18 protein-coding genes are annotated in these 15,519 nt (G+C 43.6%); 16 read left to right on the top strand and 2 right to left on the bottom strand.

Going from position 1 to position 15,519, the window contains the following annotated elements; genetic code table 11:
• The first annotated feature begins 3 nt into the window (after positions 1-3).
• The 7 genes from M23134_RS37825 to M23134_RS10035 all read left to right on the top strand — a co-directional run bounded on the left by M23134_RS37825 (position 4) and on the right by M23134_RS10035 (position 4,576).
• A complete protein-coding gene (locus tag M23134_RS37825; protein WP_004155651.1) occupies positions 4-702 on the top strand; it encodes a hypothetical protein in 699 nt (232 codons plus the stop codon).
• The gene (locus tag M23134_RS10060) at positions 689-1,036 is read left to right on the top strand and encodes a hypothetical protein (protein WP_004155649.1); all 348 of its coding nucleotides are present in this window, start codon (positions 689-691) and stop codon (positions 1,034-1,036) included. The genes M23134_RS37825 and M23134_RS10060 overlap by 14 nt, the downstream gene beginning before the upstream one ends.
• Before the next feature lie 76 nt (positions 1,037-1,112).
• Positions 1,113-1,355: a hypothetical protein gene (locus M23134_RS10055; protein ID WP_004155648.1), complete on the top strand. Its 243-nt coding sequence runs from the start codon at positions 1,113-1,115 to the stop codon at positions 1,353-1,355.
• Between the two features lie 120 nt (positions 1,356-1,475).
• Positions 1,476-2,291 carry a hypothetical protein gene (locus M23134_RS10050; protein ID WP_004155646.1) on the top strand — a complete coding sequence of 272 codons (816 nt, stop codon included), beginning with the start codon at positions 1,476-1,478 and terminating at the stop codon, positions 2,289-2,291.
• 13 nt (positions 2,292-2,304) lie between these two features.
• On the top strand, positions 2,305-2,805 hold the full coding sequence (locus M23134_RS10045) for a hypothetical protein (RefSeq protein ID WP_004155644.1): 501 nt from the start codon (positions 2,305-2,307) through the stop codon (positions 2,803-2,805).
• Between the two features lie 9 nt (positions 2,806-2,814).
• Entirely contained in the window at positions 2,815-4,089 is a 1,275-nt protein-coding gene (locus tag M23134_RS10040; protein WP_004155643.1) for a hypothetical protein, read from the top strand.
• A gap of 46 nt (positions 4,090-4,135) precedes the next feature.
• Positions 4,136-4,576 (top strand): hypothetical protein, encoded by a 441-nt coding sequence (locus M23134_RS10035; RefSeq protein WP_004155642.1) that lies wholly within the window; start codon positions 4,136-4,138, stop codon positions 4,574-4,576.
• A gap of 50 nt (positions 4,577-4,626) precedes the next feature.
• Here the strand turns inward: M23134_RS10035 and M23134_RS10030 are convergent, their stop codons facing one another.
• Positions 4,627-6,648, bottom strand: coding sequence for a hypothetical protein (locus M23134_RS10030; RefSeq protein WP_004155641.1), 2,022 nt, complete (start codon positions 6,646-6,648; stop codon positions 4,627-4,629).
• A gap of 174 nt (positions 6,649-6,822) precedes the next feature.
• On the opposite strand from M23134_RS10030, the gene M23134_RS10025 reads away from it, so the two are divergent.
• Complete coding sequence (locus tag M23134_RS10025) at positions 6,823-7,146, top strand: helix-turn-helix domain-containing protein (protein WP_002698006.1); 324 nt, start codon at positions 6,823-6,825, stop codon at positions 7,144-7,146.
• A gap of 1,194 nt (positions 7,147-8,340) precedes the next feature.
• Here M23134_RS10025 and M23134_RS42460 read toward each other — a convergent pair.
• Positions 8,341-8,466 (bottom strand): hypothetical protein, encoded by a 126-nt coding sequence (locus M23134_RS42460; RefSeq protein WP_004155638.1) that lies wholly within the window; start codon positions 8,464-8,466, stop codon positions 8,341-8,343.
• Positions 8,467-8,495: 29 nt separating this feature from the next.
• Here M23134_RS42460 and M23134_RS10020 point away from each other — a divergent pair, with 29 nt between their 5' ends.
• From M23134_RS10020 to M23134_RS09980, 8 genes are all read left to right on the top strand, one after another.
• Positions 8,496-8,804, top strand: coding sequence for a hypothetical protein (locus tag M23134_RS10020; RefSeq protein WP_004155637.1), 309 nt, complete (start codon positions 8,496-8,498; stop codon positions 8,802-8,804).
• Between the two features lie 144 nt (positions 8,805-8,948).
• Positions 8,949-9,239, top strand: a complete 291-nt coding sequence (locus tag M23134_RS10015) for a hypothetical protein (RefSeq protein WP_004155634.1) — start codon at positions 8,949-8,951, stop codon at positions 9,237-9,239.
• A 40-nt stretch (positions 9,240-9,279) separates the two neighbouring features.
• Entirely contained in the window at positions 9,280-9,738 is a 459-nt protein-coding gene (locus tag M23134_RS10010; RefSeq protein ID WP_157558420.1) for a hypothetical protein, read from the top strand.
• A gap of 6 nt (positions 9,739-9,744) precedes the next feature.
• Entirely contained in the window at positions 9,745-10,086 is a 342-nt protein-coding gene (locus M23134_RS10005; RefSeq protein WP_004155628.1) for a hypothetical protein, read from the top strand.
• 33 nt (positions 10,087-10,119) lie between these two features.
• The gene (locus tag M23134_RS10000) at positions 10,120-11,856 is read left to right on the top strand and encodes a hypothetical protein (RefSeq protein ID WP_004155627.1); all 1,737 of its coding nucleotides are present in this window, start codon (positions 10,120-10,122) and stop codon (positions 11,854-11,856) included.
• Between the two features lie 43 nt (positions 11,857-11,899).
• Positions 11,900-13,378 (top strand): replicative DNA helicase, encoded by a 1,479-nt coding sequence (gene dnaB, locus M23134_RS09995; RefSeq protein ID WP_004155626.1) that lies wholly within the window; start codon positions 11,900-11,902, stop codon positions 13,376-13,378.
• A 45-nt stretch (positions 13,379-13,423) separates the two neighbouring features.
• Positions 13,424-14,227 carry a DnaB-like helicase C-terminal domain-containing protein gene (locus M23134_RS09990; RefSeq protein ID WP_004155625.1) on the top strand — a complete coding sequence of 268 codons (804 nt, stop codon included), beginning with the start codon at positions 13,424-13,426 and terminating at the stop codon, positions 14,225-14,227.
• A 414-nt stretch (positions 14,228-14,641) separates the two neighbouring features.
• On the top strand, positions 14,642-15,379 hold the full coding sequence (locus tag M23134_RS09980) for a DnaB-like helicase C-terminal domain-containing protein (RefSeq protein ID WP_004155624.1): 738 nt from the start codon (positions 14,642-14,644) through the stop codon (positions 15,377-15,379).
• The last annotated feature ends 140 nt before the right edge of the window (positions 15,380-15,519 follow it).

Here is a 15,519-nt window from a genome sequence, read left to right as displayed (position 1 = left end):
ACTATGGATGAAAATATCAACGCTTTTATTGCCTCTATCAGGCGGATTATGGAGGCTTTACCCACTGACAGCAAAAACATCCGGGGTACGGTGATAGAGGTAGACGAAGTTGCCCGCACTTGCGAAGTGCAGCCTTTGGGGGGTGAGGCTCCCCTGCCCGATGTACGTCTGGTGGCAAGTATAAACAGTGAAGTGATTGGCGGGGTAGTTTTTATTCCCAAAATAGGCAGTGCGGTGATTGTATCGATGCTCGAAGCCTCGGAAAGTGAGGCGTATGTGACCAGTTTTGGGGAAGTAGAAAAGCTTATCATCCGGTTTAGCGAAGACAGCTTTGCCGAGTTGAGCGAAGCAGGTTTGAGCTACAAAAACGGTGATTTGGAAGTAAACCTGAGCCAGGATGCCCACCAATTGAAAGTGGGTGATTTGAGCCTGAAGCTGGCTGCCGATCAGCTTTCGCTCAATGGAGACAGTGCAGGTGGACTGATCAAAATCAAAGAGCTCAAAACCGAGTGGAACAAGAACAAGGCAATCCTGGATGGTTTGGTTCAGGTACTATCTGGTGCCCCCGTGCCCGAACCTGGCAATGGCAGCCCCTCAGCGTTGCAAGCCTCCCTCAAGGGAGCTGTGGCGGGCAAACAGACCGGGGTATTAAAAGATTCGATCATCAACAAAAAAGTAACGCACGGCGATGGCGACAACTGACCCTAACAAATGGCGCAAGGTGATAGATATTCTGCTCTCGGAAGTGGATGGAGACCTCGCTTTTGAAAACGGTGACTTTGCCTTGGGCGATGCCACCGTACAGCATCAGGCACATCACTTGGTGGCAAACAAAGGGGATTTGCGTGCTACCCCCCAGGCAGGTGTTGGGCTACACATATTTCTGGGCGACGAAAACCGGGATTTGAGCGAGATGCGCGCCGAGATTGAGCTGCAACTGGAGCTCGATGGGCAAACCATAGAATCTGTCCGCATTGACCTGACCCAGGGAGAAGGGCACGAACTGGTGCAGATTGAGGCGGGGTGGAGTAATTAAATGGTTAAATGGTTTCGCTTCGCTAATGGTTTGATGGTTGGCGCAAAGCGATGATTGATACACCGATATAGATATTATGCAAGTTTATACTACTTACGAGGGACAAAACATCATAGACCTTGCCCTGCAACTTTATGGCAACCCCCAGGCATTTTTTGTGCTTCTGGACGACAACCCCACGCTTTCGCTGGATGAGGAGATTGCAGCGGGCACCAAGGTCAGGTATGACCCTGATAAAGTAGACATTCGTGACTTGCCCTTAGTCAAGTACTTTCAAAATAAGTTGCCCCAGGCGGTAATTGTAAAAACAGGAAATTAAATACTATACTAAGATTAAAGTGATTTTAGGATTTACAGGATTGATTAGTGTTGGTATTAAAACAATTAGTCAAAATCCATCTTCAAAACCATTTTTGTTTAAGTATACAAGCAAACAACCATGGCAAGAACCCTTACTCAAATACGCAACGAACTGCTGGCGGCCAAGGCTGCTGAACCCAAGCTCGATGCCCTGGACTCTCCTTCTAATTTTGCGATCTGGCGACTCTGGCTCTATGTGGTGGCCATGGCAGTCTGGACGCTGGAGCAACTCTTTGACCGACACAAGGCAGCAGTGGAAGCCCGGCTCGCACAAAGCATATTTGGCTCGGCAGAATGGTTTGTGCTACAGGCAACAAAATTTCAGTACGGAGACAACCTCGTCAGGGATCAAAATGGAGCACTGGGTTATGCCCAGGTATCTCCCGAAAAACAAATCATCAGCCAAGCCGCCATTTCGGTGGCCAGCGGCAATGACAACGTTGCCACGCTCAAGGTAGCCAAAACGGTGAACGGACAGCCGGGGCAACTTTCGGCAGGCGAACTGGCAGCGGCCAGAGCCTACATTGATCGTCTCCAACCGCCAGGGGCGTATATTCTGGTTAATAGCTTGCCTGGCGACATCGCAAGGCTCAGCCTGGAAGTATACTACAATCCCTTGCTGGAACCTGCCCCATTCAAAACAAGCATAGAAACCACTATCAAACAGCACTTAGCCAACCTGCCCTTTGACGGTAAAATACTGAAATCTAAAATTGTGGATGCAGTTCAGGCAGTGGCAGGAGTAGAAGATGTTGTCATTACATTATTTGAAGCAAAGGCAAGTGGAGAAACTTACACTCCAGTAAACCGGGTGTACATCCCCAAATCGGGCTATGTAAAAATAGACAATGCACACCCACTCAAAGATCACCTCACTTTAAAAACTCCTTTATAAAATAAGTAAAAGCATGACCATTGACTGGAACAAATTTGTACGTTGGCTAGTGCCTTCGTACCTCAAAAAGGGGCAAGCACGGCATTTGGCTTGGCTGCAAGTAATGCTTACCCCCATCAAAACCTTATACGCAAAGTTTGTGGCTTTTAGGGTGGTCACCCAGCTGGAAATCGCCATCAGTAACCAAACGATGGTGCTCGAAGAAGAGCTCAACCGAAGGTTAGGACTGAGCCAGGAGATCGTGATCATCAACCAAACGTATCAGAGAAATCGCCGCTATATCTATTACCTCAGCGAAGCCTCCAGTTTGCAATATTATCGTTACTCATTGCGCGAAATTATCGAAAAAAATATCATCCCAAAGTTTAGTTATGCGCTGGGCGAATTTCAGGGAGAGTACGATTTTGTAGTACAGATTCCAGCACTGAGTGAGGATCAACAACGTCAGATTCGTGCATTCATTAATAAATACAAATTACCCGATAAGGTTTATGCAATTATCACCAAAGAATAAGCACACACTATGGCAAAAATATTAGACCTCATTACGGGCGGACACCCCGACTCGCTGGACGATTTGCTCCATTTGCAGGAAGCTCAGCAAGAAGGGCAGGCGGCAGTATTTATGGCGTTGGGACTTGATTTGAGTAAGTCCTATATACTTCAAGGCTGCGAAATTAGCGAAGATGACAGTGGCTTTGCTACCACCACCGCAGGCTTGATACTCCACAACGGCGAGGTGTTCGAAGTAGAGGCTCAGTCGGTACCAGACGCCGAGAACTATGGTTGGGCAATAGAGGAAACCAGTCGCCCAAACAACCCTGTAATTTATGCCAATGGTAATGCACACGCCCCCCATAAAATCAGGAAAATGAAGCTTGTAAATACAATAACACAAGCCACCATACTCCACCAAAACCTGTGGCACACCAAGGTAATGCCCGGCACTGAAGAAGGCATTGTGGCAGGTTTCGACCTGAAAAAGCCGTTCAGCGACAGTCTCATATTCAATGCAGAGCGGACTGGCAACCAGAGCGACCAAACCGAAATAATCTGTCAAGGCAAAAAATGGCAGGTTGCGGGAGATATTGTGCTTAGTTTTCCTCCACCTGATTCACTACCCAACAGTCATTATAATGGAGAGGAATACCAGATGTATTGCCAGCCCAATAAATGGCAGGATGCCCTGGAGTTTTTGGTAGCAGAAGAGGCGCTTGCTGCACACGCCACCTTTTTGGGCAAGGTAACCCTGGATGATAGCTATGAACCAACAGGTGCCAACGTGCAGGAGTTGTATGCAACAAACGAAGAGTATGAACCAAGAATCCGGATAGAAACTTATAAAACCAAGGGCAGGTTGGTAAGGTACTTCCCGGTACACAGCTATGCAGATAAAACAGACTTTGAAGCCTGGGTAAGAATAGCCCAACCTATCAAGGAAGCCATTGACACCAAACTACAGCAGTCGCTCTATGCCGAAGTCGAGTTTAGAGAACACCGCTACCCTTTCAGAGTGAGCTTGTTTGGCTACCTTGCTTTCGCTGATGTGTCTTCCCCTCAAAGGGTAAGGGTACTTGCTAATATGAATGGGGAGTTTATACCCCAGTCTGCCAAAAGGATCAGCACAGGCATTTACCGCTCCGCTGACCGTTTGAATACTTATCAGCTGATAACAAGTAATATATCAGCTGATTTGTCAGACACAGAACTTAACCTGATAAATCCGCCAACGATAAGTAATATGGAAAACAGTGACATCATGCACTTTCTCGGCATTTTTGCCACTTATTTTATCTAATCAAAACTCCGACAAATAGACGATCGATCAATCAATTAACACATTTATGAATCAACAGAAACAACCACAACAAAAGCAACTCCCTACCTTATATTGTACCGTAGGGCTGCCCTTTTCGGGCAAAGAAGCATGGGCGGCTTGCCAGGGGCTGCCTGTGGTATCGCTTACCGCCAATGAAACAGTAGTTGGTAGCAAAGCCACTAATAAAACCAAGGCTACCACTGATCCACTGGCTTTTACCCGCCAACTCATCGAGTGCTTGTTTGCCGCAGGCAATCAGGTAGTGATTTTACTGGCCGAAAACCTCAGCGAAAAAGAACAGGAGTATTGGCAAAACCCTGACGCCTGGCAAACCGTGTTTCGGAAGTTTCAGATCAGCGAAAAAGAGGCACTTCGCAAGGCTACCCTGGTCGGGGCGGGCAAACCGGAGTTGAATAGAATCAAAGAACTGGCAAAACACGCAGAGACTTTAAAAGTAAACACTTGAACACCCAAACCCCTGGGGTAGACAGACGGTCTACCTACAGGGGTTACTTATCACATATTTTCCAGACTTTTCAATTGGGCTACAATGGTGCTTCTGAGCGTGGTATCACTGATGTTTTTCACCACATACCTGTCTTGTCTAAAATCATAGACCTGGTATTGCTTTTCCAGAATATCTCCATACTTCACCCCTTTCATCAAGTCAGGTATTACTGTTTCATACCACCTCAACTTGCGGTAAGGCTCATCGTTACAATCGCGTCCTTCATAATAGCGGTCAAAACAAATAGGAGAAATATAATAGCCATTGCGACCTGTTTTTTTTCTGCTTTGTTTGACACCGTTGCTCGCCACAATAGGTGTTGCACGATTGTTCATAGCAGCACTACCACCCATTAAACTGTCATGACTGTCTTTTGACTTGACACCACTGCTTTTGTTCATAGGTGTTGTATGATTGTTCATACTACCCATTAAACTGTCATGACTGTCTTTTGATTTGACACCACTTTTGTTCATACCATCACTCGTTAAACTGTCATGACTGTCTTTTGACTTGACATCACTTTTGTTCATACCACCCATTAAACTGTCATGACAGTCTTTTGATTTGGCATCACTGCTTTTGTTCATACCACCATCCACTAAACTGTCATGACAGTCTTTTGACTTGACATCACTTTTGTTCATACCACCATCCATTAAACTGTCATGACAGCCTTTTGACTTGACATCACTGCTTTTGTTCATAGGTGTTGTATGATTGTTCACACCACCCATTAAACTGTCATGACAGTCTTTTGACTTGACATCACTTTTGTTCATACCACCCATTAAACTGTCATGACTGTCTTTTGACTTGACACCGCTTTTGTTCATACCACCCATTAAACTGTCATGACTGTCTTTTGATTTGACACCACTTTTGTTCATACCACCACCATCATTATTCATTAAACTGTCATGCAACTCGTGCCTGTTTACCGGGTCAGGCTTACCTCTGGGGCGCAAACTGATTTCCTTTCTTTGATCATGCCCTTCTGACTCTGTGGCTGAATCAGAGACATTGATTAACTGACTAAACCCGGTTTGTAAACCCTGAGTCACTGCCGTTATGATTTCCTGGTGAGGCAATACTCCTTCTTTAGCTTCTTCGGGCAGGGGCAAAATAGCGTGTTGCCTGCCTTCGGCTTCTACCCGTTTCATAAAAGCATTGTGAAAGTAATAGGCGTATATCAGGAACAGTTCCATCATCAGCACCACCGAAAAACCAATCCCCATTCCTAAGTGGCGGTAATAATGGTTGATTTGGCTACGTTGCCCGTAACGGGTCTCAAGCCGGGCAATTTGCTGCGCCTGTTGTTGCTCAAGTTTTGCTTTTTCTGCTTTGCCCGCCCGCAGGTTTTCCTGCTCGGCTTTGGTCAGCCCCCAGCGCCTTACCTTAGGGTTTACCGACAGGCTTTCGAGCCCGGCAATGGTCTTTGCCAGCTGTTGCAAACGTGTCTGGTGATCGGTTTTTACCTGTTGGACAGCTTGAACTTTATCCGCCATAATATTTTTGTTCTCATTCGTTTGGGCATCGCCAATGAGTGCCCCACCCAAAGCACTGACCAGCAGCGAAGCAAACACCAGTAAACCAAGGTAGAGCCATTGCACCAGCGCTACTGCTCTGCCGTTTGCCCGCCGATAAAACACATCAGTGGCTTTTTCTTTCTTGCCCCATTCGAGTGCGCCAAAAATCACCAGCAAACACGCCAGAGTGAGTAAGAGCAAAAAGATAGAGGTGGGACCCAGTGAGTGCAGCTTTAAATGCCGGGTGGCCAGCAGGGTAGCGGTTACCAAGGCAAGTATGACTGATACCGGGTGATAAAACGTCCTGAATCCTTTGCTGAGTTTAAACCAGACCAACCGCCTTTCGAGGTAAGACTTGCCCTCCATATACTGCTGCGCCTTTTCATAGTGGTCTTTCCATTTGGCCACTTCGTGTTGTTCATCGTAAGGATTTTGGGTGGTAAGCCGGGTGGCAGAATGTGCCTGTTTGATCTTTTGTAATAGTTGTTGAGAATTGTTCATAGTAAAGATAGTTGGTAGTGAATCAGTAAATTACATCATATTTAAATGTCTTATAATACATTTAACATCAAAAATGGATGTTATTCATTCAAATGTAATCTTTTGGTAACTACTTACAAACAAAAAGCATCAAAACTTGATGTGTGTCAAAGAAAAAGCAGGTATTTTAGCCCCATGGAAAAACAAGACTTACTAAAAATCATTAAGCATTTGCGTACCAGTGAGGGGCTTACCCACCAACAAATGGCGACTAAACTGGGTTGGGGCAAACAAACTTATGAAAGAATTGAAAATGGACGTACCCAAAATGTAGGGCTGGACGACATTGCCCAGATTGCGCAGGTATTTGGGCTGACGGTGGTAGAGTTGATGAACCGGGCAACCCCGGAAGGAACTGCCACTGCTTTGCTCAAAGAAGCCGTTCATTTATTCAGGGAAGCCCAAACCAAAGTGGATGCCGCTGAACAAATACTGAAGAAGCTACCAAAAAATAAATGAGTAATGCCAATAAAAAAACCTTCGCCTGAAACAAGCAAAGGTTTTTGCATAAATAAATAATCAAACGACTCTTAGTAGTTGTAATTCACAAACGGATACAACAAATTGTTAAAATTGTATTTATCAAATAATAATACTCTTTTGAAGTATATATATAGCACTCCCATTTATTCAAGCGAATTATTATATTCGCTAAAATGATAATTTAAATTTTCATACCAAAACAGGGACTTTAGCCTAAAAAACACCTGCTACAGCGCAAAAAACTGAACGGTTGTTTTTTGGCTCTGGTACAGAAACATCAGTTTCCGGTACAGGCAGACCAAGCCATTCCAGACCACAGGTAAATCAGTAACGTATGCAAACAGCCATACTTTAGTCCTGAATAAACACCTGTGGTAAGGTGGCTGCTTGCTTTAAAACCAGGCATAAAAGCGCCATACAGCCTCAAATCAAGCAGTTTGATATACAGTTAAGAAATAACTCTGGGTTTCTTTTAAGCCTGTCCTGCCAGCGGGATTCTGCTGACAGGCAAGCCGTGTGATGTTATATAAACAAGAAAAATAGGTGGAGCCTTTGCTCTAATGATATGTCGTAAGCAAAATCAAACACTGCCAGTAAGCAGGCAACGTTTGATCTCCCGAACGAAAGAACCCTTATGTTGAGTACAATCTTACCAAACTTTCATCAACATTCAAAATTCTTTCAAAAAAATATTAGCTATCACATAAGCAAGTATAAATACTTGTTTTTTACGCAAAAAAGAGAAGTTTTTTAACAAAAACCTTGTTTGTATTATTTCTTGTTCATACTATTGCATCCTCATTAAGCAGAAGGCTTAGTGAAATACCTGACAATGATGATCTGAGTTTAGTTGAATGTGAGGGTCAAACAGTACCATGGATAGCGCTTATCTAATGCAAGTTTGACCCTTGTAATATTTCCGGGCAAAGACATGCACGTAGCATGCCTTTGCCTTTTTCTCTAGACAGACAGGTAAACAACATTGTCAGCACAAACGACTGCTTATTAAATAGAAAGAAACTACTTACTTAAATTAACAAATGATCAAATGAAGTAAACAACATTATAATTCCCCCAGCGACTTGTTCAAGAGAGGCAAGCAATATCTTCAATCCCTTCATTCATCCTGGTGTCAGTCTGGCAAACCTATTTGCCATTATGTAACGATGACTACTCAGGGTAAGCAAACGCACGAGTAAATGCTTCCTGGTATAGCTTTCGGTAAGGTGGTGTGTCCCTCTGGGCAGGCAACTCTACGGCATTGCTGTAGCCATACAAAAGAGGATATTCTCTCAATATTTAAAGATCAAACATCAAAGTAAAAAATGAAAAAGAGGAAAAAAAGAGTCAACCCGCACACAAGAAAAAAGGTAACGGTATTGCAAAAACTGAATGAAAGTGACATTCAGTACTTTACCATTACTGATCTAAAGCACCTCAATGGGAGTCTGTTTTATCACGACTTTCAGCCCCAGTATCCCAAAAAACTCTCCGTTCGTGAGGCTGTCTTTGAAGGCAAAATAGTCTCCTTGTTTGAATTTCCGGTCAGTTTTGAGGCAAAAATAGAATCCAAGATAACCCATCATTTCCAAAGAAAATCGGACAATCTAAAAGGACAATGTGGGAAAGATTAGGTGGGTAAAAATACACTGCTAACAAAAAACTATAAGAAAAATGATACATCATTTGTCGCATACCTTGTGGGCAAACCTACCACTGCTATGGCTGATTTTACAGGCAATGCTAATACTGAGTAGTAAACCTAAAGAGCACCAGCTATGAGTAGAGAAAGCATTACCAAACAACACAAGCGCGAAGCAAAGCTCCTTGCCCAACAGCGGCAAAAAGACCTGCAAAACAAAGTGAAGGTACAGGTAGACCACAACACCTGGATTTACCTACCCAAAAAACTTGCCCGAAGCAAACGAAAGCTCAAAGCTTACCTGGCAGCCAGAGCAGAGCGTATCCGGGAGAAGAAAGACCAGGAAGAACAAATCAGGGCAGGGCGTATTGCCAGAAATAAGGCAGCAGCCAAAGCCAGAAGGTTGAAAAAGAAAAATAAAAAGTAGTTCAAACACAGATTTAATCAATACTTAAAATATGTACCAAATGAATCATCAGACATCAACACCTGTCAACTATAAAAAACACATGAGGTTCGATATGACAGCCCTCATTGAAAACAACATCAGTATCAAAACTGATGAATATGTCATTCTGGACTGGGCACACGACCTGGCATGCGATGGCAGTCACCCTTCGGTGGTGGAGGCTGGGATAGAGTACTTTGAACTAAGTGCCGACAGGTGCCTTCAGGAGTTGCCCACGCTGGGGGTTGGCAGCAAACAAAGTATACAGAAAAAATTTGAAAGGTTAGTAAGACAAGGGTTGCTGGTGTCTCACCCCTACCAAAAAAACAGAGTGGCATATTACGGATTCACTTCCAAAGCCAAGAAGCTCTTTACTCATTTTGGCCTGCTGGATAGCACAGATACATACGAGATTAGTGAGCAGGCAAAGGTGGTATCTCAAATGCTAAAACAAATAAAAATTAATTCATCAAACTAAATAACAATGCCTTACAAAAAAAATTTAACTCTTGATTTTCACGCGCTTATTCAAAACAACATAGACCTTAAGCTCTCTGAGCATGTGGTTCTGACCTGGGCTTATGAAGCTGCCTGGGATGGCACTCTTGAACCTCTTGAGGATGATGGCATCAGGTATTATTGTTTTACTCCAAAAGGATTTCGGGATGCCCTGCCTACCCTCAAAATTAAGACTGATAGAGGAATCCGGAAAATCATCGAAAAACTGGTAAAGCAAGACCTGCTTGTTCCCCACTACAATCGGCAGGGGATAGGTGCTTATTATGCTTTTTCTCCTATCACCCAAAAACTATTCAAAGGCTCCTGATGTACTGTCTCAATTTACCTTAAATAATTAGCAATGAAAAATCAAAAACAAACAGATAATACCTATAAAAAACGAATCAACCTCGATTTTGAGGCAGTTATCCGGCAAGGCATCAGTCTTAAACTGGACGAGCAGACGATTCTTGGCTGGGCATACGACTTTGCCAAAAGTGGTAAAAATAAGTCTTTCGAGGAAGATGGTACCATGTATTACTGGCTTAGACCAGAAAAATGCCGGAATGACTTGCCTACACTGGAAATCGCAAGTAAACGGGGCATGCAGAAGAAGTTTGAAAAACTGGTAAAAAAAGGGCTTCTGATCCCTCACCGTAACCGAAGTAAAGTAGGGGCTTACTATGCATTTTCTCCTGTCGCAAAAAAACTGTTTGACAATACCTGTATTTTGGCAGCCTCTGACTTGCCCAACCTTAAAAAACGAAAGGAACAACTAATCACCCTATTAGTGGAAGTCAGTCAGGGGCAAACCATTGATCACGCCACAAGTGATCAGTTGTTCACCCTTATAGTGCAAAACCTTCTGGAGGGGCGACCAATAGTTCACCAGGATTATGCTTCACTGTTCACCCCGGATGTGAACGGTGATTCACCCAATAATATAGTTAATAATAATATAGTTAATGATAATAAAATTAAAACCTATACTCTCTCTAAAGAAAAAGAAGAAAAAGAAATTTTTGAAAGTAAAGAACAAATATTCACTGCTGTGCAAGAAGAAGAGAGGGAGGAAAATGTTTTGTTAAAAAAAGAACATACTCAGGCAGGAGGTAATGACCATGAAAAACTGAACAAGGATTTAGCTGCTCTGGAAAAAAGAATGGCAACCCTGGAAGCCAGGGAACTGGAACGGCAAAAAGAAACCGCTAAAACCAATGAGTCGCTCCTGAGCAAAGTGGCAGCTATGGAAAAAAGAATGGCAACCCTGGAAGCCAGGGAACTGGAACGGCAAAAAGAAACCGCTAAAACCAATGAGTCGCTCCTGAAAAGGTTAAGTGTCCTGGAAAAAAAAGCATTGGCTACGCCCGTAAAAGAAGAGGTTTATTCAGAAAAAAAATCAACTCAGGTAAGTGAAAAGAATCAGTCTGTTGCCACAGAAATGACCGAAAACAAACCCGCACCATCTGGTCAGCAAGAATCAAAACACCTGGTAAATCCGGTACCTTCCAAAGAAGAAGTCATTCAAATATTTACTGAGGAAGGCAGCACTGTGACAATGGCAGAAAAATATTTCAGTGATAACCTGTCGCTTATTCAGGAAGGTTTGATTAGTGAAGCCACGGTTCGCCGTAATGCCCTGTCAGCTGCTCCAGCAGACACAACGCAAGCGTCTCCGGATCAGGCAGAGCAAAAACCAGAAAATACTGCGGCAAAAGATACTGCCAGACAGCACGAGACCTATCATCTGGCACAAGAAACCTACGAAGCCTTTAACATTTTGCCTTCCAAAAAGGAGTTGGGAAACCTTATGCAACAAATTTCAAACATTCAACAGGAGCGTGACCTGAGCATTCAACAAATGCGGCAAAACCTGCAAATGTATCAACGCTTTATTCAAACCCATGGGGTAACGACCAACTACAGCCTCAAAAACTGGCTCACAATTGAAGGAAATGGCTATGGCAGAGACTGGTCGAAAGACCTCGATAGAGTTCAAAAAAAACAAGACTATCAACGAAAGAAGGAAATGGGGCAAATAATGTATACCTCCTACCAACAGGACTTTGAGCCCGCCACCAGACCAGACTGGTATTAGCATAAAACTCAAAAAATAATCACTCAAAAACTGATCAAAACCCATGGCCAAAAAAACAATGGTAGTACAAGGACAGGTTCCTCCTCAAGCCATCGATATAGAAGAAGCGGTACTCGGAGCGATACTCATTGAACAACCTGCCTTCATGCAGGTCATTGACTTGCTGCAACCCGATTACTTTTACAAGCCTGCCCACAAGGAGGTTTATCAGGCAATACTGGAGCTGTTTGCTCAAGCCAATCCAGTAGATATGCTTACAGTAACTCAGCAACTAAGGCAAACAGGTAAACTTGAAATGGCAGGAGGTCCCACTTTTGTCATGAAGCTGACCTCCATGGTGAATTCCTCCGCCAACATTGAGTACCATGCCCACATTCTGGTAGAACAGGCAATAAAGCGGCGGTTGATCGAGATAAGCTCCAAAATCCGTAAAGTGGCCTTTGACCACACCAGCGATGCATTCGAGGTCATAGATGACCTGGCAAATGATGTATTTCAACTAAGCGAGACAGGAATAAAGAAGCAGTTCAGCCGGGCATCAAAAATAGTCTCTGAAAACATACTCACGCTTGAGGAGGATGTAGCAAACCCTCAAAGAATCCAGAAAAACAAAATACCATCGGGTTTGTATAGCCTGGATAAGCATATTGGAGGGTTTGATAAAGCAACGCTGACCGTTTTCGCAGCCCGACCCGCGATGGGTAAAACCGCCTTTGCCCTGAACCTTGCCCTCAATGCCGCAGAAGTATTTGAGCGACCTGTGGCCTTTTTTTCACTTGAAATGAGCGCAAGAGAGCTGGGTTACAGGTTGCTTGCCATGTGTTCAGGCATTGCGTCTAAAAGAATCAAAAACAGAGCGCTGTCCCAGGAAGAGATACCAAAAGTAAGGCAGGCAGAAAAGCTCATCCAGAAACCTAACCTCTTTATTGATGACACCCCACAACTATCCCTACTACAATTCAAAGCAAAAGTACGACGGTTGGTGTTTAGCCATCAGGTGGAGTGTGTAATCATTGACTACCTTCAGTTGATGAAAGGACATAGTGGTCAGGCAAGCCAAAACCGACAGCTGGAAGTAGCCACCATTGTAAAGGATTTGAAGGCGCTCGCCAAAGAAATGGATATCCCCATCATTGCACTCTCTCAGCTTAACCGGGGGGTAGAAACCAGACCAGGGGATAAACGTCCTGTGATGGCCGATTTGAGGGAATCAGGAGAAATTGAGCAGTCGGCCGATACCATCGCATTTCTCTACCGACCAGCTTATTACGGAGTTACCGAAGATCACCTTGGAAACTCTACCGAAGGAGTCACTGAACTCATCATTGCTAAACACCGGGATGGTAAATCGGGAACGATTCTGCTGGATTTCATTCCTCAGCACCTCAGGTTTCAGGACTTGAATCAACAGTTTTGGAGAGAGCCCATACCAAAACCTGAGCAGCCAGGCAGGGCAACACAATCGCTCCCGGCAAAACAGTTCAGAGGGTTTAGTCAAAACCCTGACGATTTTGACAAATAAAAGGCATTCATAAGAATTAAATAAAAACAACAAAAGAGTTATCAAATGAAAAAGCAAAGTAACAATCAATCACAGAATAAGACCCCGGCAGAAATTTCTGGCATTACAAGTGGTTTTGAAGAATTGGATCAACTAACGGGTGGATGGCAAAAGGGGCAACTTACTTTGATTGCTTCACTTTCTGGCTTGGGTAAAACCTCTTTAATGGCAATGTTTGCCCACAGTGCCAGCAAAGAAAACACCCCTACTCTGATCTTTAACCTGGAATCACCAACGGATTGCCTTGTTCACAGAATGATATGCACCGAAGCAAGGGTAGAGATGAACAGCAGCAGGTCGGGACAACTGACCAGGGAAGAATTTGCTTCATTTGAAAAACAAGCCCAACTGTTGAACCAACGTCCAATATTTATTGATGACAGCAGTAGTTTTCCACTTCAGAAATTAAAGACCAAAATCATGCGGTTCAAAATTAAACACGATATTCAACTCGTATGCATTGACTTTATTCAGTTCATTGAAGTCAAAGAACAATCTTTTGGTAGCAGGTCTCAGGAACTCGCCTGGATCACAGAGCAACTAAAAAAAATGACCAGTGAACTGCAAATCTCCATCATTGCCGTAGTACAGTTAAATCGTTCACATGCCTTGGAAAGACGACCGCCTTGCCTGGCTGATCTGGAAGCCACCAAAAATGCTGATACTGTTTTATTTCTCCACCGGGTACCGGAAGATACCCAGGGCATTACGCAACTTATCCTGGCAAAGAACAAAGCCAAACCAACCAATGTAACCATACCGTTGCAGTTCATTGGCAAGCACACTTACTTTAAAAGCTTGCAAAAGTGATCCAGAGGGGCAGGTAGTGGTAGGAAAGGACTTAAACTCGTTACCCAAAACCAGAACCAGGCTTATGACTTGGTTCACTTTTGGCAAACGAAGCAACAATGCAAAGAAGGTTTTAGAGGAAGCTTTACATAACTCACTGACTATCAGTTTTTACGCTAAGTTGCGGAAAAATAAAAAGGCAGGAAGAGAAGCCCCTTTGATGTTATTCGTATGTCAGTCGAATGTGCCAAAGATTTGAAAATTTAGAAGAGAGTTTTGGCAAATGGCTAATGGAGAGATTATGCCTCCTCAAATACTACCTACAGCCTCTTTGAGAGGATTTAGCAGGAATCCGGATGACTTTGAAGAAAAGTAAATCCTGCCAGCAAATAGCAAAAATAGGTTTTTCAAACATTTTAAATCAAGATAACTCTTATGGTGACAGCCGATTTATTTCACCTTACCGAACCCCTTACTCATATTGCTTCTTACCCTAAAGCAGGTAAAACCAGCCTGGCGGTAAGCTTGGCTCTCGATGCGCTTATACACCACGATATGGGTATATTTTTTTGTTCGGCAGGCAAAGAAAGAGACATCAGGCATCGCCTGGTATCAGCCATGAGTGATATTGACCTGATGGAAATAGAGCACATCAAAGAAAGTCCCGAAGATGAAAAGTACAAAAAATACAATGATACGTTAATGGCCACTTTTAATCTTAATTTCATTGCCTGTAACATCAGAGGGGTTGCATTTGAGGAGTTCAGACGCAAATGCCTTTATCACGCCTATTACAATCAGGTTAAACTCATTATTGTAGATAATTTACATCAGGTAGTGGATGGGGACGTTCAAAGTAATATTCAGGAATTAAAAAAGCTTGCCAGCGTGTTGAATATCCCTTGCATTGTATTTACCCCATTGCCCCAGGCAGAAGATGACAATATACAAAAGGTAACTAAAATCAATGCTTTGCTGAACACTTATGCAGATGTAACCCTGTGGCTGGATCGTCCGGAGTATGAAATAGCGGCTCAACTGGAAGTAATTAAGCAGCCTACAGGCGAGCCTTCTGACATCCCCCTGAGTTTTACTCCGCGAACGGCTCATTTTACGGATGTGGAAATGATTGGCTTACATTTTATTCTGACAGAATTGGAAAAGGCAGGGTAGCATATTTGTGAGCCCCCCCCCTGTTATCTTAAATATTATGGGGGACATAGAACAGTTTAGTTTTCAAAAATAACAAGGGGCGAATGAGGAACTGGGAAAGATATTATTTTCTAAAAAAACGTTTTCACCCCACTCAAAAC

The sequence above is a fragment of the Microscilla marina ATCC 23134 genome (genome assembly GCF_000169175.1).
Classification (GTDB): Bacteria; Bacteroidota; Bacteroidia; order Cytophagales; family Microscillaceae; genus Microscilla; species Microscilla marina.
The sequence above is the reverse complement of the archived record's forward strand: the minus strand, read 5'-3'. Positions and strand labels throughout refer to the sequence as shown.